This window comes from Aeromonas sp. 2692-1 (assembly GCF_013085505.1).
GTDB classification, from domain to species: domain Bacteria; phylum Pseudomonadota; class Gammaproteobacteria; order Enterobacterales; family Aeromonadaceae; genus Aeromonas; species Aeromonas hydrophila.
Genome location: NZ_CP038513.1, coordinates 1148867 through 1166213 on the forward strand (window position 1 = coordinate 1148867; position 17347 = coordinate 1166213).

Sequence of the window (17347 nt, forward strand, 5' to 3'; positions counted from 1 at the left end):
CCAAGTTCAGTGTCGACACCCTGCCGATCCGTCGGCAGACCATATCTTTATGATTTATTTAGATTTATGGCCAGGGCTCAAACTCGATTGCCCAGGTGACTATGAGTGCGCTCAGTCTGTGGCAGACTTCACAATTCTTGTTGTTACCGGTAACATGTTACCGGTAACGTGCTAAGTTAGAACCCATCGGCAGCACGTTTTTTGAAAAATGAGATAGAGGTCAAACAATGGCGGGTAAGAGCATTATCGTGATGGGTGTATGTGGTAGCGGCAAGTCCAGCGTGGGCCTCAAGGTGGCTAGCGTGCTGGGCGCCAAGTTCATCGACGGTGATGATCTGCACCCCAGGACCAACATTCAGAAGATGGCTGGCGGCAACCCGCTCAACGATGAGGATCGCGCCCCCTGGCTGGAGCGGATCCGCGACGCGGCCTACAGCCTGGAGCAGAAGAACGAGGTGGGCGTCATCGTCTGCTCGGCCCTCAAGAAGCAGTATCGCGACCAGATCCGTGAAGGCAACGAGTCGGTCAGCTTCCTCTTCCTCGACGGCAGCCAGCCGCTGATCCTCGAGCGGATGCGGGCCCGCAAGGGCCACTTCATGCGCGAAAGCATGGTACAAAGTCAGTTCGATACCCTGGAGCGCCCGGACGGCGAAGCCGGTGTATTCCACATCGATATCGACGGCACCTTCGAACAGGTGGTTGACCGCGCCGTCACAGCATTGGAGCAAGCCCAATGATTCATCAGGTAATTTCCGACGTCACTGCCCGCATCCGCGAGCGCAGTGCCGCCCGTCGCCAGGCCTTTATGGCCCGCATCCAGCGTCAGGCCGATCAGGGCAAGACCCGCGCCGCGCTGGCCTGTGGCAACCTGGCCCACGCCGTGGCCGCCTCCAGCTGTGACGAGAAGGGGCGCATCCTCGACATGACCCGCGCCAACGTCGGCATCGTCACCGCCTACAACGACATGCTGAGCGCCCATCAGCCCTATCAGGGCTATCCGGACATCATCAAGGCCGCCCTGGCGGAGCTCGGCCACAGCGCCCAGGTGGCCGGCGGCGTGCCCGCCATGTGCGACGGCGTGACCCAGGGTCAGCCGGGGATGGACATGTCCCTCTTCTCCCGGGACCTCATCGCCCAGGCCACCGCGGTCTCCCTCTCCCACAACACCTTCGACGCCACCCTGCTGCTCGGCATCTGCGACAAGATAGCGCCGGGCCAGATCATGGGGGCGCTTTCCCACGCCCACCTGCCCACCGCCTTCGTGCCTGCCGGCCCGATGGCGAGCGGCATCAGCAACGACGAGAAGGTGAAGGTGCGCCAGCAGTACGCTGCCGGTGAAGTGGGCCGCGACGCCCTGCTGCAGATGGAGTGCGGCGCCTACCACGCGGCGGGCACCTGCACCTTCTACGGCACCGCCAACACCAACCAGCTGGTGTTCGAAGCCATGGGCCTGATGCTGCCGGGCTCCGCCTTCGTGCATCCGCACAGCGAGCTGCGCCACGCCCTCACCGAGGAAGCGGCCCGCCGCATCAGTGCCATGATCCCGGGCTCCCCGGCCTATCGCCCCCTGAGTGCGGTGATCGACGAGCGCGCCCTGGTCAACGGGCTGGTGGCCCTGCTCGCCTCCGGCGGCAGCACCAACCACAGCATCCACATGGTGGCGCTGGCCCGCGCCGCCGGGCTGGAGCTGACCTGGGACGACTTGAGCGATCTCTCCGACGTGGTGCCGCTGTTGGTGCGCATGTACCCGAACGGCCCGGCCGACGTCAACGCCTTCGAACAGGCGGGCGGCGTGCCCGGCCTGATGCGCCGTCTGGCGCAAGAAGGGCTGATCCACCTGGACGCCACCCCGGTGTTTGGCGAGATGCAGGATTACCTCAGCCGTCCGGCACTGGTGGATGGCCAGCTGGTATGGCAGCCGGTGGGTGAGAGCGGCGATGCGAGCGTATTGTCCCCCTCCGGCAGCGTATTCCAGGCCACCGGCGGCACCAAGCTGCTGGCAGGCAATCTGGGCCGCGCCGTGGTCAAGGTCTCCGCCGTCGCCCCCGAGTATCGGGTGATTGAAGCCCCGGCGCGGGTCTTCTCCTCCCAGCACGCGGTGGAGGCGGCCTACAAGGCGGGCGATCTCAATCAGGATGCCGTCATCGTGGTGCGCCACAATGGCCCGGCCGCCAATGGCATGCCGGAGCTGCACAAGCTGATGCCGGTGCTCGGCAACCTGCAAAAAGCCGGTTACAAGGTGGCGCTGGTCACCGACGGCCGTCTCTCCGGTGCCTCCGGCAAGATCCCTGCCGCCATCCACGTCACCCCGGAAGCGCTGCATGGCGGGGCCATCGGTCTGCTTGCCGATGGCGACCTGCTGCGGGTGGACGCGGTAAACGGCAGCCTCGACTGCCTGACCGATTTGAGTGGCCGACCCCAGGCCGAGATCGACCTCACCCTGGAACAAGAGGGGTGGGGCCGTGAACTGTTCAGCGTGATGCGTCGCGCGGTATCGAGCGCCGAGTGCGGCGCCACCATCTTTGATTAAGAGCTGACTAAGGAAGAGCTATGCAGAACTGGAAAGTGACCCCGGCCGAGGTGTTTGCCGCCTCCCCGCTGGTACCCGTGATGGTTATCAACGAGCTGGATCAGGCCCTGCCGATGGCCAAGGCGCTGCTGGACGGCGGCATCTCGGTGTTCGAGATCACCCTGCGCACCCCGGTGGCGCTGGAGGCCATCGCCCTCATCGCCAAGGCGATGCCGGATGCCATGGTCGGTGCCGGTACCGTGCTCAACTGCGCGCAGTTTGATGCCGCCGTGGCTGCCGGTGCCCGCTTCGTCATCTCCCCGGGGATGACCCCGGCCCTGCTGGCCCACGCGGCCAACAGCACGGCGCCGCTGATCCCGGGCGTGGCCACCCCGTCCGAGGTGATGCAGGCGCTGGAAGCAGGCTATGACCATCTGAAGTTCTTCCCGGCCGAAGCGAACGGCGGCACCAAGGCGCTGGCCGCCATCGCCGCGCCGCTGCCCCAGGTGAAGTTCTGCCCCACCGGCGGCATCGGCCCGAAAAACGTGGCCGACTACCTGGCGCTCAAGTGCGTTGCCACCGTCGGTGGCTCCTGGATGCTGCCGGCCGAGGCCGTCAAGAACGGTAACTGGGAAGAGGTGACCCGCCTCTCCCGCGAAGCCGTCGCTCTGGTCGCATCCTGATTTGACGCCGGCGTGAGCCGGACCTTCCGTTTGCCAAGCAAGCAGGCCACCCTCGGGTGGCCTGCTCTGTTTTAGCTGCATGGTGGGGAGCTGGGCCTCAGCCCAGGCTGTCCCCTTCGTACAGGGAGAAGCCCATGTCGAGCTGGGTGTCGGCCAGCGGCTGGCCGTTGAGGCGGGCCAGCAGCATGGTGGCGGCCGCACGGCCGATCTCTTTGCGCGGCGTGACGATACTGGCCAGCTTGGGGGTCATGGCGTGGCCGATGTCGAGGGCGTTGCTGCCGGCGATGGCGATCTGCTGGGGCACGGGTATCCACTTGGCCTGACACTGCAGCAGGGCGCCCACCGCCAGGTCATCGTTGGTGCAGAACAGGCCGTCCAGATCGGGATAACGCACCAGCGCCTGCTCCAGCAGCTGGCCGCCGAGGGTGAAGCTGGAGGATTGCTCGGTCAGCAGGTGCTGGCCGCTCAGGCCGAAATCCTGCATCGCCTGGTAGTAGCCTTCCATCCGCAGCTGGGTGCGCACGTCGAGCCGCGCGCCGAGGTAGACCAGCTTGCGTCGGCCCCGGCGCAGCATCTCTGTTACCATGGCCCGGGCGGCTGCCCGGTGATCCATGCCGACCACCATGTCGATGGGGCTCTGCGGCAGATCCATGGTCTCCACCACCGGGATGCCGGCGGTGGCGATCATCTTGCGAGTGCGCTCGGTGTGCTGGCTGTCGGAGAGGATCAGCCCATCCACGTGATAGGAGAGCAGGGAAGCGACCTGCTCCTCTTCCCGATCCGGGCTGTAGCCGTAGTGGGCCAGCAGGGTCTGGTAGCCGGCGGGCCGGGTCACCGACTCGATGCCGTGCACCACGGCGGAGAAGACCTGGTTGGAGAGGGAGGGGATCAGGATGCCGATCGCCTTGCTGGTGGCGTTGGAGAGAATGTCCGGCGCCCGGTTGGGGATGTAGCCGAGCTCCTCCACTGCGGCGGCGATCCGCTCGCGGGTGCCCTCGGCCACGGCCTGTGGGTCGCGCAGGTAGCGGCTGACGGTCATCTTGGTGACCCCGGTCAGGTCGGCTATGTCCTGCAGGGTGGGGCGGCGCTTGCGGGTGTCGTTCATCTCGGGATCCGGCAGAAATGTTACACGTAACATTACCGTTTTTGTTTAACAAAGTCAGCATATGACGCCATCAACAGGGGGAGTCGCGGGATGATCAAGGACAAGTGCTTCGAGGGCGTGCGCTTCGAGCAGCAAGACCTGGAGGGGGAGCAGTTCCAGGGTTGCCGTTTCATCGGCTGCAACTTCTCCTGGCTCGATCTGGCCGAATGCCGCTTCGTCGACTGCAGCTTCTATGACCGGGAGCGCGAGCTGAGCTGTTTGCTGCAGGGTTGCGACCTGCGCGAGGCGAGCTTCCTGCGCTGCGATCTCACCATGGCCGACTGCAGCCAAAGCCAATGTCTGGGGCTGGAGCTGCGCGACTGTCAGGCGCTGGGGATCAACTTCTCCCGCGCCAGCTTTGCCAACCAGATCACCGTCAAGAGCTACTTCTGCGAGGCCCATCTGACCGGCAACAACTTCAGTTACGCCAATTTCGAAGGGTGCCTGCTGGAGCAATGCGAATTGAGCGGCAATCGCTGGCAGGGGGCCAACCTGTTCGGCGCCTCGCTGGCGGGCTCCGATCTCAGCGGTTCCGAGTTTGGCCAAATAGACTGGGCCAGCGTCAACCTGCAGGGTTGTGACCTGCGCCAGTGCGATCTGCCCGGGCTGGATCTGCGGCGAGTCAATCTGGACGGGGTGCAGATCAACGAAGATCAGCAGCAGGCCTTGCTGGAGCAGATCGGGCTGATTGTCTTCCCCTGAGCTGGCAGGAAAAGAGGTAAGTTTTCGTCATCTGCCGTCACGCCCGCTGCTGGCGGCGATCAAAAAAGCCTGCATCATGCAGGCTTTTTTGGATGACAGGTTGGCGGCCGGGTGGCGGTGATCAGCGCTTGGCCAGCCACTTGGTGGGGTTGATCGCCTCGCCCTGATAGCGGATCTCGAAGTAGAGGCCGGGCCTGTCCTGGCCGCCGCTGTCGCCGACCAGCGCCACCGGTTCACCCTGTTCCACGTTCTGGCCCACCTGGCGCAGCAGCGACTGGTTGTGGCCGTAGAGGCTCATGTAGCCGCGGCCGTGATCGATCACCAGCAGCATGCCGAAGCCATCGAGCCAGTCGGCATAGACCACCTGGCCCGGGGCCACCGCCTTGACCTGGGTACCTTCACTGGCGCCGATCAGGGTGCCTTTCCACTTCAGTTCGGCGGTGCGCGGCGAGCCGTAGGCGATGAGGATGGGGCCCTGCACCGGCCAGCGCAGGCTGCCGTTGGTCTTGAGCCCGCTGTAATAGCCGGCGCTGCTGATCCCCGAACCTCGCTCGGGTTTGCTGCTGGCCACTTCCTCGGTCGGCTGCTGTTGCTGGGCTGCCTTGTTTTGCTGGGCGGCGAGCCGCTGTTGCTCGGCACGGCGCTGCTCTGCCAGCTTGCGCTGCCGCTCCTGCTCCGCCTTCAGCTTGGCGAGGCGTTCCCGCTCGGCCCGTTCGCGCCGTTCCTGCTCTTCTCGCTGGCGGCGTAGCTCTTCCAGCCGGGCCTTCAAGGTTTTTTCCGCCTTGACCAGCTTGCTCAGCTTCTGTTCGTCATCCTGTACCGATTGCTGTAGCTGGTTGCGCACCTTGGCGCGGCTCTGCTGGCTGGCCAGCAGGCTCTGGTGATGTTGCTGCTGTTCGCTCAGCAGGCTTTGCAGCCGGCTTTCGGTCTCTTTGGTGGCCTGCTGGTTTTTGGCCAGCTTGGTGCGGGTGGCACGCAGCGCCTCGATGGCTTCGATGCGGGCCTTGTTGAGGTAGTCGTAATAGTCGAGGGAACGGCTCAGTTTGGCCGGATCCTGCTGATTGAGCAGCAGTTTGAGGTAATCGTGGTTGCCGGCGGTGAAGGCGCTCTCGGCCTGCTTGGCCAGCAACTGCTTCTGATGGCTGGCCTGCTGTTCCAGATCCAGCTTGTCCTGCTGCAGCCCCACCAGCTTTTGCTGGTTCTCTCTGAGCTGCTGCTTGGTCTGCTCGAGCTTGGCGGCGGCGGCCGAGATGGCCTGCTCATCAGCCTTGAGCTGGGTATTGAGCTTGGCCAGCTCCTGCTTGCTGAGCTTGATGGTCTGCTGCTGTTCCTTGATCTGGGACTGCATGGCACCGAGCTGCTGGTTGGCAGCCCGTGCCGTGGCCGGCCCGAACGACAGACAAAAAAACAGCGCGCCGGCCAACAGGCCGACGCGACTGGTTTTGGTTGAAATAACTTCGCATCCCCGCATGGGGAAGGATTATTTCAGAATCATCAGGGGCTTGCCAGTCATTTCCGGCGGTACCGGCAGACCCATCAGGGTCAACATGGTGGGGGCCAGATCGGACAATTTGCCGCCTTCAGCCACCTCGGCCTTGCGACCGAAATAGATGAGCGGAACCGGCAGATTGGTGTGGGCGGTGTGCGCCTGACCGGTCTCTTCGTCCATCATCTTCTCGGCGTTGCCGTGGTCGGCGGTGATCAGGCACTCGCCACCCACTTCGGCCAGCGCATCGGTGACGCGACCGATGCAGTGGTCGACCGCTTCACAGGCCTTGACCGCGGCGTCGAACACGCCGGTGTGGCCGACCATGTCGCCGTTCGGGTAGTTGCAGATGATGACGTCGTACTTGCCGCTCTTGATGGCGCCGACCAGCTTGTCGGTCAGCTCTTCGGAGCTCATCTCCGGTTGCAGGTCATAGGTGGCCACTTTCGGGCTGGCGACGATCTCGCGATCTTCGCCAGTGAAGCAGGCCTCTTCGCCGCCGTTGAAGAAGAAGGTGACGTGGGCGTACTTCTCGGTTTCGGAGATGCGCAGCTGGGTCTTGCCCTGCTTGGCCAGCCATTCACCCAGGGTGTTGACCAGCGCGGTCGGCGGGTAGGCACAGGCGGTTTTGATGTCGGCCGCGTACTCGGTCAGCATCACGAAGTTCAGCGCCGGGGTGGCGGTGCGGGCGAAGCCGGTGAAGTCGCTGTCAACGAAGGCGCGGGTGATCTCGCGGGCACGGTCGGCACGGAAGTTCATGAAGATCAGCGCATCACCATCCTGCATGGGGGCGGCGGCACCGATGCGGGTGGCTTTGACGAATTCGTCGTTCTCGTCGCGAGCGTAGGCGGCGGCCAGGGCTTCGCTGGCGCTGTCGGCGGTGAACTCGCCCTGGCCCTGGGTCATCAGGTCATAGGCTTGCTGCACGCGATCCCAGCGGTTGTCGCGGTCCATGGCGTAGTAACGGCCGATCATGGAGGCGAAACGTCCCTTGCCCAGACGGGCGAACAGGGCATCGAACTGCTCGATGGAGGACTGGGCGGAGCGCGGCGGCACGTCACGGCCATCCAGGAAGGCGTGGAAGTAGATCTGCTCGGCGCCACGCTTGGCGGCCATTTCGATCATGCCCATGATGTGCTCTTCGTGGCTGTGCACGCCACCCGGGGACATCAGGCCCATGATGTGCACGGCCTTGCCCTTGGTCACGGCAGCATCGACCGCCTTAGCCAGCTCGACGTTCTGGAAGAAGTCGCCGTCCTGGATGTCTTTGGAGATGCGGGTCAGTTCCTGATAGACGATGCGACCGGCGCCGATGTTGACGTGGCCCACTTCGGAGTTCCCCATCTGACCATCCGGCAGACCCACGTCCAGGCCGGAGCCGGAGATCAGGGTGCTGGTGTAGTCACGGGCGAGACGGTCGAGGTTGGGAGTCTTGGCGGCAGCGACGGCATTGTGCTCTTGCTTGGTGCTGTAGCCCCAACCGTCCATGATGACCAGAACCAAAGGTTTCTTAGCTGTTGACATAAGGCTATGTCCTCTCGGATAGGAATGAATTGCGGGAAGTGAAACTAGCGTAATATTACTACATCTGCCGAAATAGTCACCTGATAGCCAAGCCCCGTCCGGCGGGGGCCGCACGCTGTTGCCGAGCTGTTTCTTCTTTGTCGCCGGCTTGTCGCACCACTCGACGAATCCTCGCCCTAGCGGGCCGAATACCACTTTTTATGCCGCCGCTTTCCCTCGTCCCCGTCTGGTGGGAGCCCGCTCCCGCTTTGCCGCCAAGATGGCTGATCTTGGCTGGGTCCCCATGTATACTCGGGCACTTGTCTTGGTCCCTGGATAGTAGAAGATGCAAGAGTATTTGGATTTTGCGGCCCGCAACCCGCTGCTGACCGCAGCCTGGTTCGGCCTGGCAGGCACCCTGGTTTACACCACGGTGCGTGCTCGTTTTTCTCCGGTGAAGTCGGTGAACAACCACACCGCAACCCTGCTGATCAACCGTGAAAACGCCACCGTGGTGGACATTCGCAGTCAGGAAGAGTTTGCCAAGGGCCATCTGGCCGGTGCCCAGCACCTGCCGCTCAGCCAGATCCAGAGCAATAATCTGGGCCCGGTTGAAAAGCATAAAGATGCCCCCATCATAGTGGTGTGCGAGTCGGGGATGACCGCTGGTGGCGCGGGTCGCCAATTGAGCAAAGCCGGCTTCAAGCAGGTGTATGTGCTCAGCGGTGGCATGGCCCAGTGGCGTGCAGAGAATCTGCCGGTGACCAAAAAACGCTGATTTAAGGGCCTGCGCCCACCTATTTTCATAAAAAGGAATCAAACAAAATGGCTGAAGAGATCAACAACCAGGAAGTACAACCGGAATTCCACATCCAGCGCGTCTACACCAAGGATGTCTCCTTCGAAGCGCCGAATACCCCGCACATCTTCCAGAAAGAGTGGCAGCCGGACGTCAAGCTGGACATGGACACCAAGACCAACATCCTGGCCGACAGCGTCTATGAAGTGGTACTGACCCTGACCGTGACCTGCAAGCTGGAAACCGAAACTGCCTTCCTGTGTGAAGTTCAGCAAGCCGGTATCTTCACCATCGGCAACCTGCCGGAGCCGCAACTGGCACATTGCCTGGCTGCCTTCTGCCCGAACATCCTGTTCCCGTATGCCCGCGAAGCGGTGTCCAACCTGGTGAGCAAGGGTTCCTTCCCGCAGCTGAACCTGGCACCGGTCAACTTCGATGCCCTGTTTGCCCAGCACATGGCGCAGGCACAGGCCCAGCAGGCGACTGCGGAAGCCTGATAATGGCCGACCAGATCGCTATCTCGGTCTTGGGGGCGGGGTCTTATGGCTCCGCCCTTGCCATTTCTCTGGCGCGCAACGGTCATCCGACCCTGCTGTGGGGCCACGACCCTGCCCATGTCGCCGAGCTGGAACAAGACCGCTGCAACAAGGCTTTTCTGCCGGATGTCCCTTTTCCTGCCGATCTGCAGCTGACCGCCGATCTGCAACAGGCGGTACAAGCCGCCCCCGTGCTGCTGCTGGTGGTGCCGAGCCATGTGTTCGGTCAGGTGCTGGCCCAGGTCAAACCCTTCCTGCGCCCGGATACCCGTATCGCCTGGGCGACCAAGGGGCTGGAGCCGGACAGCGGTCGTCTGCTGCAAGACGTGGCGCGCGAGGTGCTGGGTGACGAGATGCCGCTGGCGGTGATCTCCGGCCCTACCTTCGCCAAGGAGCTGGCCGCCGGTCTGCCGACCGCCATCTCGGTGGCGTCGACCCACGACGACTTCGCCGACGATCTCTCCCTGCTGCTGCACTGTGGCCGTTCGTTCCGGGTCTATACCAATCCGGACTTCATCGGTCTGCAACTGGGCGGGGCGGTCAAGAACGTCATCGCCATCGGTGCCGGTCTCTCCGACGGGCTGGGTTTTGGCGCCAACGCCAGGACCGCGCTCATCACCCGGGGCCTGGTAGAGATGCAGCGCCTCGGCGCCGCGCTCGGCGCCGACGCCAAGACCTTTATGGGGATGGCGGGGCTCGGGGATCTGGTGCTGACCTGTACCGACAACCAGTCGCGTAACCGGCGCTTCGGTCTGGCCCTCGGGGCCGGCAAGGACGTGAACACCGCCATGACCGAGATCGGTCAGGTAGTGGAAGGCTATCGCAACACCAAGGAGGTGCATCTGCTGGCGGCCCGCTGCGGCGTCGAGATGCCCATCTGCGAGCAGATCTTCAAGGTGCTGTACGAAGGCAAGAATCCGAAAGAGGCGGCCATCGCCCTGCTGTCGCGAGACAAGAAGGACGAGTGATCCGCCCGCCGCAGAATGCAAAAGGCCCCGCCAGCTGGCGGGGCCTTTTCTTTGCTGCATGTCTTTGCGACAAGAGCAGCAAATCAGTAGTAGGAGTGATCGCCGCGCTGGTGCTCGGTGGCATCCTTGACGCCGTTGAGCTCGCCCGGGAATTTCTCCAGCAGCTGCTTCTCGATTCCCTCTTTCAGGGTGTAGTCGACCATGGAGCAACCGTTGCAACCGCCGCCGAACTGCAGGATGGCCAGCTTGTCCTCGGTCAGCTCGACCAGGGTGACCTTGCCGCCGTGACCGGCCAGCATGGGGTTCACCTCGGACATCAACACGTACTCGATACGGTCGATCAGCGGAGCGTCGTCGGCCACTTTGCGCATCTTGGCGTTGGGGGCTTTCAGGGTGAGCTGGGAGCCCATCTGATCGGTGACGAAATCGATGGTGGCATCCACCAGGAAGGGGGCGCTCAGAGGATCGACCAGGCAGTCGAAGCCGCTGAAGGGCAGGTGTTGATCTTCCGGATCGACCGCGTCGGGTGGGCAATATGATACACCGCACTCGGCATTCTGGGTTCCCGGATTGACCACAAACACCCGGATATTGGTGCCATCAGGCTGTTTTTCCAGCAGTTTACGGAAATGGGCCTGGGCGGTGTCGGAAATGCTGATCATCACTATCCTCATAAACCTGAGTGTACGACTAGGGTATTCATGATAACTCTCTTGGCAAGGCTTGGGTAGCATGCCGATGGTTACTTGAGATGCTTGAGGGTACGACAGACGGCCCACACTTCCACCTTTGTGACTCCGCTCTCATGGAGCAAGCGGGTGAGATGGCCGGCGGTCGCGCCCGTGGTGACCACATCATCGAGCAGCGCCACATGCTGGTAGGCGTGGGGCCTGATCTGGAAGGCGCCGCGCAGATTGCGCCGCCGCTGGCTGGCACTGAGCTTGGTCTGCTGCGGGGTTGCCCTGACCCGGCGTAGCAGGCGCTTGTCACAAGGAATGCCGATCAGCTCGCTGAGAGCGATGGCTATCTCTTCCGCCTGATTGAAGCCGCGCCACCACTGGCGCCACCAGTGCAGCGGCACTGGAATGATGGCCTCTGGCGGCTCGCTGAGATCCAGATGATCGGCCAGCAGCCGGGCGAGCAGCGGGGCCAGCAGGATCTGGCCGGAATACTTCAGCCGGGGGATCAGCATGGGGTAGGGGGGCGATAGTCACCGATGACCTGCAGCCGCTCCCATGGCGGCGGCCTGCGCTGGCAACGACCGCAGATCGGCAGGCACTCTTCATGCAATACCGGCAAGGGGGCCGCACACAAGCGGCAGGTGTGGTCAGCTTGCTGCAGGGCCTGTCGGCACCAGCTGCACAGCAAGGGGTCAATATCGCAAGGCTGCTGGCAGAGCAGGCAGTTGCCCTGCCAGTCGGCATGGCGGCCGAGGATCGGACTTGCTTTGGCGAGCAACCGCTTTAACATGCTGACCCCAACTAGAGTGAACAGGATCTGAGTCTAGATGAGCGTGTCGGTTGAGCGGTTTGGTCAGGGGCCCGATCTGGTGCTGTTGCACGGATGGGGAATGAATGGCGCGGTCTGGCATGGCATTGTGCCGGCCCTGGCGTCTCGCTATCGCGTCCATCTGGTGGATCTGCCCGGCTTTGGCAACAGTCCGCTGGCAGGTGAGGTGGAGTACAGTCTGCCCTGGCTGGCTGAAGAGGTGGCAGCCATCCTGCCGGAGCAGTGCCATTTGCTGGGGTGGTCCCTCGGTGGCCTGGTGGCCTGCCAGTTGGCCTTGAGCCATCCCGAGCGACTGCACTCCCTCATCACGGTGGCCAGCTCCCCCTGTTTCATGGCCCGTGACGAATGGCTAGGGATCGCCCCCAAGGTACTTGCCGGTTTCAACCAGATGCTGGCAGGGGACTTCAAGCAGACCATAGAACGCTTCCTGGCGATCCAGGCCATGGGCAGCGAACACGCCAGGGACGACATCCGCCAGTTGCGCCACTGGCTGGCGGAGCGGCCCGCTCCACAGCTGGCCGCGCTGGAGGCCGGACTCGGCTTGCTGGCCGAGGTCGATCTGCGCGATGAGCTGACACCATTGAGCCTGCCTTGGCTGCGAGTCTACGGTCGGCTGGATTCGCTGGTGCCCAAGGCGTCCATCCCTCTGCTGGACGAGCGTTACCCAAGCAGCCGCAGTGTGGTGCTGGAAAAGGCCTCACATGCACCCTTTATTTCCCATCCACAACAGTTCATTGAAATCATTGAACATTTTGTAGGTTGAAAAATAGCCAATTTGCTTCATTAATCCTCTGGCGTGGCGGATAATTAATCCAGTGTCAGAGGAGAGTTGTCATGCGTATAGATTCAGCATTGAACAGCGGTGTGCAAGGCTTTCAGCGTGCGGAGCAGATCGCCGACAAGGCGTCCAGCCAGATCGCCAGGCTCAATACCCCGAGCGGTGACAAGGTGCAGTTGCCCGAAGAACTGGTGAACCTCAAGAGTGCCGAGGTGCAGGCCGGTGCTTCTGCCAAGGTGATCCAGACCGCCAGCGACATGATGGGAACCCTGATCGACATCCGGGTGTGACATGAACATCAATGTCAGTCTGCCGACCATCATTCCCAACCAGCTGCAACCGCAGACGGAATCGGCACGCACTGACAATCGTCGCGCGGCACTCATCCCCCAGAGCCGTCAGAGCGAGGCTTTCAACGCCGAGTCCGAAGTCGGCTCCCAGAAAGAGAAGTCCAGAGCCAGCCAGGCCAATCCCAATCAGACTTCCCAGCAGGCGCGAGACGGTGCCCAGACCGGCAACCCGCAGGCGGCGGTCGACAACCGCTTTGTCGAGGCTACCGGTGAGGACGGTCAGCGCAACAAGCAGCAGGATCCCAAGCAGCAGGAGCAACAGCAGAAGCAGGAGTTGCAGGTCAAGGAGCTGGCCGACAGGGATCAGGAGGTGCGCACTCACGAGCAGGCGCACCAGAGCACCGGTGGTCAGTATGCCGGCAGCCCTACCTATGAATTCGCCATGGGGCCGGATGGCAAGCGTTACGCGACCGGCGGTGGCGTCTCCATCGACATCGGGACCATCCCCGGCGATCCCAGAGCCACCATCGCCAAGATGCAACAGGTGCGGGCCGCCGCACTGGCGCCTGCCGAGCCCTCCTCTCAGGATCTGAGCGTAGCCAGAAGTGCTGCAGCCAAGGAGGCACAGGCCCGCAAGGCACTGCTCTCATCCGACCCTGATACCGCTCTGGCTGCCGATGGCAGCGCCAAGACGGGCGTGCTGAACGGCTACATGGAGCAGCGCAACCAGGTCATCGCCCAGCGTTATCAGCAGGCAGTCAAGCCTGCTGCCCAGCAGAACCTGAGCCTGAGTGTCTGAGGTTTCCACCGTATTTCCGCCCGGTTTTTTCCCTCGCGAGCAGGCATTTGCAACTAATCTGAGGGGTAATCCCATCCACGCTCACAGGAGTCGCCATGCACTTTGATGAAGTCAAACCGGAAGATTTTGCCACCTTCTCCCGTGTACCGCCGCCGCACCTCCAGATGGAGCAGTTCTTGATGCAGCTCGGCGGGGGCGGCACCGAAGGCACCCATTTCAAGAAGAAGGTGATGTTGGCGGCAGGCTGGAGCCATACCGGCGTGGTCTCCTATGGCAAGTATCCGCAAGAGGCCTGCAAGGCATTCAACCGGCTGCGGGAAGTACTGGCAGCTCATCAAGAGGCTGACGCCATTCTGGCTGCGCTGGCCCAGTAAGGCTGAGCAACAGCGACAAAAAAGCCCCTCGCGGGGCTTTTTGCATTCTGGGGATTTATTTCTTCAGCTTCGACAGGGCGGCCGCGAAGGCGTTGCCCATGGCGCCATCGGCCAGGGGGCTCTGACGGGGTGCCTGCTTCGGCTTGGCATTGCCGGTGTGGCGCGGCTCGGCCGGTTTGCGGGCTGGCTGGCCGGCTTTTTCATCCAGACGCATGGTCAGACTGATGCGTTTGCGCGGTACGTCCACTTCCTGCACCTTGACCCGGACGATGTCGCCGGCCTTGACCACCTCGCGGGGATCCTTGACGAAGCGGTCGGTGAGGGAGCTGATGTGCACCAGCCCGTCCTGATGGACGCCGATGTCGACGAAGGCGCCGAAGTTGGTGACGTTGGTGACCACCCCCTCCAGCACCATCTCGGGCACCAGATCGCTGATTTTCTCCACCCCTTCCTTGAAGGTGGCAGTCTTGAACTCGGGACGCGGGTCGCGGCCAGGCTTGTCCAGCTCGCCGATGATGTCGGTGACGGTGGGCACCCCGAACTGCTCGTCGGTGTAGTCGGCGGGCTTGAGGGTGCGCAGCAGGCTGCTGTTGCCGAGCAGGCTGTCGACGGTCTGCTCCAGCTTGGCGAGGATCCGCTCCACCACAGGGTAGGATTCCGGGTGCACCGCCGAGCCGTCCAGCGGGTTGCTGCCGCCACGAATGCGCAGGAAGCCGGCGCACTGCTCGAATGCCTTGGGCCCGAGCCGGCTCACTTTCAGCAGTTGTTGACGATGTTGGAAGGCGCCGTTCTCGTCCCGGTAGGCGACGATGTTCTGGGCCAGGGTCTGGGAGAGGCCGGAAACCCGGTTGAGTAGGGCGACCGAGGCAGTATTCACATCCACCCCGACCGCGTTCACGCAATCCTCGACCACCGCATCGAGCCGGCGGGCCAGCTGGCTCTGGCCGACGTCGTGCTGGTACTGGCCCACACCTATGCTCTTGGGATCGATCTTGACCAGCTCGGCCAGCGGATCCTGCAGCCGGCGGGCGATGGAGACGGCACCACGAATGGAGACGTCCAGATCCGGGAATTCCTGGGAGGCGAGCTCGGAGGCGGAGTAGACCGATGCCCCCGCTTCACTCACCACGATTTTCTGCGCCTTGGCCGCCGGGTAGCGCTCGAACAGATCGCTTACCAGGCGGTCGGTTTCCCGCGAGGCGGTGCCGTTGCCGATGCTGATGAGTTCGACCTTGTGCTTCTGGCACAGCTCGCTCAGGGTCTTGAGACTCTGGTCAATCTGGCGCTTGGGTTCGAACGGATAGATGGTCGCATGATCGACCAGCTTGCCGGTGGCATCGACCACGGCCACCTTGACCCCGGTGCGGATGCCCGGATCCAGCCCCATAGTGCAGCGCATGCCCGCCGGCGCCGCCATCAGCAGATCCTTGAGGTTCATGGCGAATACCTTGATCGCTTCGTCTTCTGCTGATTCGCGGATGCGGCCGATCAGCTCGGTCTCCATCTGCAAGGAGAGCTTGATCTTCCAGGTCCAGCTCACTACCCCCTGCAGCCACTTGTCGGCCGGGCGGTGTTGCAGGTTGAGCCTGAGGTGATGGGCAATGATCCCTTCGCAGGGGCTGGAACCCTCATCGTCGCCGGCAACCAGCGCCAGATTGAGCACTCCCTCGTTGCGACCGCGCAGCATGGCCAGCACCCGGTGGGAGGGGGCCTTGTGCAGCGGTTCGTCATGTTCGAAGTAATCCTTGAACTTGGCTCCTTCCTGCTCCTTGCCGGCCACCACGCGAGCACGCAGGGTGGCGTTGTGCCACAGATAGTCGCGCAGCTTTTCCAGCAGGTCGGCCTGCTCGGCGAAGCGCTCCATCAGGATGTAGCGGGCACCGTCGAGGGCGGCTTTGCCGTCGGTGATCCCCTGCTCGGCATTGAGGAAACGAACCGCCTCCTGCTCGGGATCTTTCAGCGGGTCGCTCAGCAGCAGGTCGGCCAGTGGCTCCAATCCCGCCTCGATGGCCATCTGCCCCTTGGTGCGCCGCTTGGGCTTGTAGGGGAGATAGAGGTCTTCCAGCCGGGTCTTGCTGTCGGCATCGTTCAGCTCGCGGGCCAGCTCGGGGGTCAGTTTGCCCTGCTCTTCGATGGAGCGCAGGATCACCTGGCGGCGATCCGCCAGTTCACGCAGGTAGCCGAGGCGGCTCTCCAGGGTACGCAGCTGGCTGTCGTCCAGACCGCCGGTCACCTCTTTGCGGTAACGGGCGATGAAGGGAACGGTGGCACCTTCGTCCAGCAGGCGAACGGCGGCTTGTACCTGCTCCGGGCGGGCATTCAGCTCACCGGCAATCTGATGTTCTATTACGTGGCTTTGCATCGAGGGTCTCTTGGTCGGGTCCTGGTCAACGGGCAGGCGCGAGGCGATGTCGCCGGGCAGGGGGCTGTCCTGGCGGTACTCAAGGTACCAGCCGGACCACTGCCGCGCGGGCCGGTTGGCGCCGCAAGGCGCCGGGTGTGAGCACTATATGGGGTCGGGCAGCGGGATGCCACCCCGGCAAAAATGACGTGTGTCATACCCGGTGGGCGGGCATGCTCGGTCTCTCCTGGCCTCGTCAGCCGATTTGGCCGTCAGGGCCGGCGCTGGCTTATTTGGGATAGCTGATCTCATTGATGTACCAGCAGGCGTCACCGACTGGCGTACGCACTATGGCCTCATCCCCCACCTCTTTCTTGAGCAGGGCGCGGGCCATGGGGGAGTCGATGGAGATGTAATCCTTGCGCTCGAAGATCTCGTCATAGCCGACGATGCGAAAGCGCTTGGTCTCTCCCTCTTCGTTTTCCACCTCGACCCAGGCACCGAAAAAGACCTTGCCCTCCTGGGCGGGGGAGTAGTCGACGATCCCCAGCTCCTCGAGGCACTTGCGCAGGTAACGGACCCGTCGGTCGATCTCCCGCAGCCGTTTCTTGTTGTATTGGTAGTCGGCATTCTCGCTGCGATCACCGAGGCTGGCCGCCCAGGCCACTTTGCGGGTGGTCTCGGGGCGTTCCTCGCGCCAGAGGAAATCGAGCTCCTGTTTGAGCTTGTTGTAGCCTTCACGGGTGATCAGCTTGGTCTTCATCGGTCGTTACCTGTGTCAGTGGGGCTGATGAGCCTCTTATGGCTCGGCAGATCTTATCCGTTGTCGCCTTGCTGTCGAGCAAAAACTGGGGCGTCTGAGGGGATGCCGGAGTGATGAGACGCAGGGTGAAGGGGCGCAAAATCGGCTGAATGGGCAATAACCG

General features: G+C 63.0%; 17 protein-coding genes and 1 pseudogene. 11 read left to right on the forward strand and 7 right to left on the reverse strand.

What is annotated here, in order from left to right; translation table 11 throughout:
• The first annotated feature begins 227 nt into the window (after positions 1-227).
• Genes E5E97_RS05595 through E5E97_RS05605 form a run of 3 tightly spaced genes read left to right on the forward strand, consistent with a single transcriptional unit; the run spans position 228 to position 3192 of the window.
• Positions 228-737, forward strand: a complete 510-nt coding sequence (locus E5E97_RS05595; protein ID WP_118882098.1) for a gluconokinase — start codon at positions 228-230, stop codon at positions 735-737.
• Positions 734-2530: a phosphogluconate dehydratase gene (gene edd / locus E5E97_RS05600; RefSeq protein WP_118882097.1), complete on the forward strand. Its 1797-nt coding sequence runs from the start codon at positions 734-736 to the stop codon at positions 2528-2530. Before E5E97_RS05595 ends, edd begins: the two co-directional genes overlap by 4 nt.
• Positions 2531-2550: 20 nt before the next feature.
• Positions 2551-3192: a bifunctional 4-hydroxy-2-oxoglutarate aldolase/2-dehydro-3-deoxy-phosphogluconate aldolase gene (locus E5E97_RS05605; protein ID WP_102989663.1), complete on the forward strand. Its 642-nt coding sequence runs from the start codon at positions 2551-2553 to the stop codon at positions 3190-3192.
• 97 nt (positions 3193-3289) lie between these two features.
• Here the strand turns inward: E5E97_RS05605 and E5E97_RS05610 are convergent, their stop codons facing one another.
• On the reverse strand, positions 3290-4297 hold the full coding sequence (locus E5E97_RS05610; protein ID WP_076362580.1) for a substrate-binding domain-containing protein: 1008 nt from the start codon (positions 4295-4297) through the stop codon (positions 3290-3292).
• 90 nt (positions 4298-4387) lie between these two features.
• Between E5E97_RS05610 and E5E97_RS05615 the strand changes: the two genes are divergently transcribed.
• Positions 4388-5038: a Qnr family pentapeptide repeat protein gene (locus tag E5E97_RS05615; protein WP_024944680.1), complete on the forward strand. Its 651-nt coding sequence runs from the start codon at positions 4388-4390 to the stop codon at positions 5036-5038.
• Positions 5039-5159: 121 nt separating this feature from the next.
• Here E5E97_RS05615 and envC read toward each other — a convergent pair whose 3' ends face one another.
• Positions 5160-6509 carry a murein hydrolase activator EnvC gene (envC, locus tag E5E97_RS05620; protein ID WP_113995361.1) on the reverse strand — a complete coding sequence of 450 codons (1350 nt, stop codon included), beginning with the start codon at positions 6507-6509 and terminating at the stop codon, positions 5160-5162.
• Positions 6510-6518: 9 nt separating this feature from the next.
• A complete protein-coding gene (gene gpmM / locus E5E97_RS05625; protein ID WP_162902064.1) occupies positions 6519-8048 on the reverse strand; it encodes a 2,3-bisphosphoglycerate-independent phosphoglycerate mutase in 1530 nt (509 codons plus the stop codon).
• 325 nt (positions 8049-8373) lie between these two features.
• Here gpmM and E5E97_RS05630 point away from each other — a divergent pair, with 325 nt between their 5' ends.
• Genes E5E97_RS05630 through gpsA form a run of 3 tightly spaced genes read left to right on the forward strand, consistent with a single transcriptional unit; the run spans position 8374 to position 10330 of the window.
• Positions 8374-8805, forward strand: coding sequence for a rhodanese-like domain-containing protein (locus E5E97_RS05630; RefSeq protein ID WP_005307875.1), 432 nt, complete (start codon positions 8374-8376; stop codon positions 8803-8805).
• Positions 8806-8852: 47 nt separating this feature from the next.
• On the forward strand, positions 8853-9323 hold the full coding sequence (secB, locus tag E5E97_RS05635) for a protein-export chaperone SecB (RefSeq protein WP_011704300.1): 471 nt from the start codon (positions 8853-8855) through the stop codon (positions 9321-9323).
• 2 nt (positions 9324-9325) lie between these two features.
• On the forward strand, positions 9326-10330 hold the full coding sequence (gpsA, locus tag E5E97_RS05640) for an NAD(P)H-dependent glycerol-3-phosphate dehydrogenase (RefSeq protein WP_039215255.1): 1005 nt from the start codon (positions 9326-9328) through the stop codon (positions 10328-10330).
• Positions 10331-10413: 83 nt separating this feature from the next.
• Here gpsA and nfuA read toward each other — a convergent pair whose 3' ends face one another.
• Together nfuA and E5E97_RS23745 are read right to left on the reverse strand one after the other, a co-directional pair.
• A complete protein-coding gene (gene nfuA, locus E5E97_RS05645) occupies positions 10414-10992 on the reverse strand; it encodes a Fe-S biogenesis protein NfuA (protein WP_011704302.1) in 579 nt (192 codons plus the stop codon).
• 80 nt (positions 10993-11072) lie between these two features.
• Positions 11073-11800 (reverse strand): annotated as a pseudogene (locus tag E5E97_RS23745) (ComF family protein).
• A 37-nt stretch (positions 11801-11837) separates the two neighbouring features.
• On the opposite strand from E5E97_RS23745, the gene bioH reads away from it, so the two are divergent.
• From bioH to E5E97_RS05675, 4 genes are all read left to right on the forward strand, one after another.
• Complete coding sequence (bioH, locus tag E5E97_RS05660) at positions 11838-12602, forward strand: pimeloyl-ACP methyl ester esterase BioH (protein ID WP_118882094.1); 765 nt, start codon at positions 11838-11840, stop codon at positions 12600-12602.
• Between the two features lie 71 nt (positions 12603-12673).
• Positions 12674-12907, forward strand: coding sequence for a flagellar basal body rod C-terminal domain-containing protein (locus E5E97_RS05665; protein WP_011704305.1), 234 nt, complete (start codon positions 12674-12676; stop codon positions 12905-12907).
• Between the two features lies 1 nt (position 12908).
• Positions 12909-13706, forward strand: coding sequence for a putative metalloprotease CJM1_0395 family protein (locus E5E97_RS05670; RefSeq protein ID WP_024944687.1), 798 nt, complete (start codon positions 12909-12911; stop codon positions 13704-13706).
• Between the two features lie 95 nt (positions 13707-13801).
• Positions 13802-14080: a hypothetical protein gene (locus tag E5E97_RS05675; protein WP_016349110.1), complete on the forward strand. Its 279-nt coding sequence runs from the start codon at positions 13802-13804 to the stop codon at positions 14078-14080.
• 55 nt (positions 14081-14135) lie between these two features.
• Here the strand turns inward: E5E97_RS05675 and E5E97_RS05680 are convergent, their stop codons facing one another.
• Positions 14136-16442: a Tex family protein gene (locus E5E97_RS05680; protein WP_171279972.1), complete on the reverse strand. Its 2307-nt coding sequence runs from the start codon at positions 16440-16442 to the stop codon at positions 14136-14138.
• A 268-nt stretch (positions 16443-16710) separates the two neighbouring features.
• Complete coding sequence (gene greB / locus E5E97_RS05685; RefSeq protein ID WP_011704309.1) at positions 16711-17184, reverse strand: transcription elongation factor GreB; 474 nt, start codon at positions 17182-17184, stop codon at positions 16711-16713.
• Positions 17185-17347: the final 163 nt, after the last annotated feature.

Bases quoted from the DNA above. Each gene is read 5' to 3' on its own strand.
- envC (WP_113995361.1), bottom strand. From the start codon at position 6,509: ATGCGGGGATGCGAAGTTATTTCAACCAAAACCAGTCGCGTCGGCCTG.
- bioH (WP_118882094.1), top strand. From the start codon at position 11,838: ATGAGCGTGTCGGTTGAGCGGTTTGGTCAGGGGCCCGATCTGGTGCTG.
- E5E97_RS05665 (WP_011704305.1), top strand. From the start codon at position 12,674: ATGCGTATAGATTCAGCATTGAACAGCGGTGTGCAAGGCTTTCAGCGT.
- E5E97_RS05630 (WP_005307875.1), top strand. From the start codon at position 8,374: ATGCAAGAGTATTTGGATTTTGCGGCCCGCAACCCGCTGCTGACCGCA.
- E5E97_RS05610 (WP_076362580.1), bottom strand. From the start codon at position 4,297: ATGAACGACACCCGCAAGCGCCGCCCCACCCTGCAGGACATAGCCGAC.
- E5E97_RS05615 (WP_024944680.1), top strand. From the start codon at position 4,388: ATGATCAAGGACAAGTGCTTCGAGGGCGTGCGCTTCGAGCAGCAAGAC.
- gpmM (WP_162902064.1), bottom strand. From the start codon at position 8,048: ATGTCAACAGCTAAGAAACCTTTGGTTCTGGTCATCATGGACGGTTGG.
- E5E97_RS05675 (WP_016349110.1), top strand. From the start codon at position 13,802: ATGCACTTTGATGAAGTCAAACCGGAAGATTTTGCCACCTTCTCCCGT.
- edd (WP_118882097.1), top strand. From the start codon at position 734: ATGATTCATCAGGTAATTTCCGACGTCACTGCCCGCATCCGCGAGCGC.
- E5E97_RS05670 (WP_024944687.1), top strand. From the start codon at position 12,909: ATGAACATCAATGTCAGTCTGCCGACCATCATTCCCAACCAGCTGCAA.
- E5E97_RS05595 (WP_118882098.1), top strand. From the start codon at position 228: ATGGCGGGTAAGAGCATTATCGTGATGGGTGTATGTGGTAGCGGCAAG.
- E5E97_RS05605 (WP_102989663.1), top strand. From the start codon at position 2,551: ATGCAGAACTGGAAAGTGACCCCGGCCGAGGTGTTTGCCGCCTCCCCG.
- E5E97_RS05680 (WP_171279972.1), bottom strand. From the start codon at position 16,442: ATGCAAAGCCACGTAATAGAACATCAGATTGCCGGTGAGCTGAATGCC.
- gpsA (WP_039215255.1), top strand. From the start codon at position 9,326: ATGGCCGACCAGATCGCTATCTCGGTCTTGGGGGCGGGGTCTTATGGC.
- nfuA (WP_011704302.1), bottom strand. From the start codon at position 10,992: ATGATCAGCATTTCCGACACCGCCCAGGCCCATTTCCGTAAACTGCTG.
- secB (WP_011704300.1), top strand. From the start codon at position 8,853: ATGGCTGAAGAGATCAACAACCAGGAAGTACAACCGGAATTCCACATC.
- greB (WP_011704309.1), bottom strand. From the start codon at position 17,184: ATGAAGACCAAGCTGATCACCCGTGAAGGCTACAACAAGCTCAAACAG.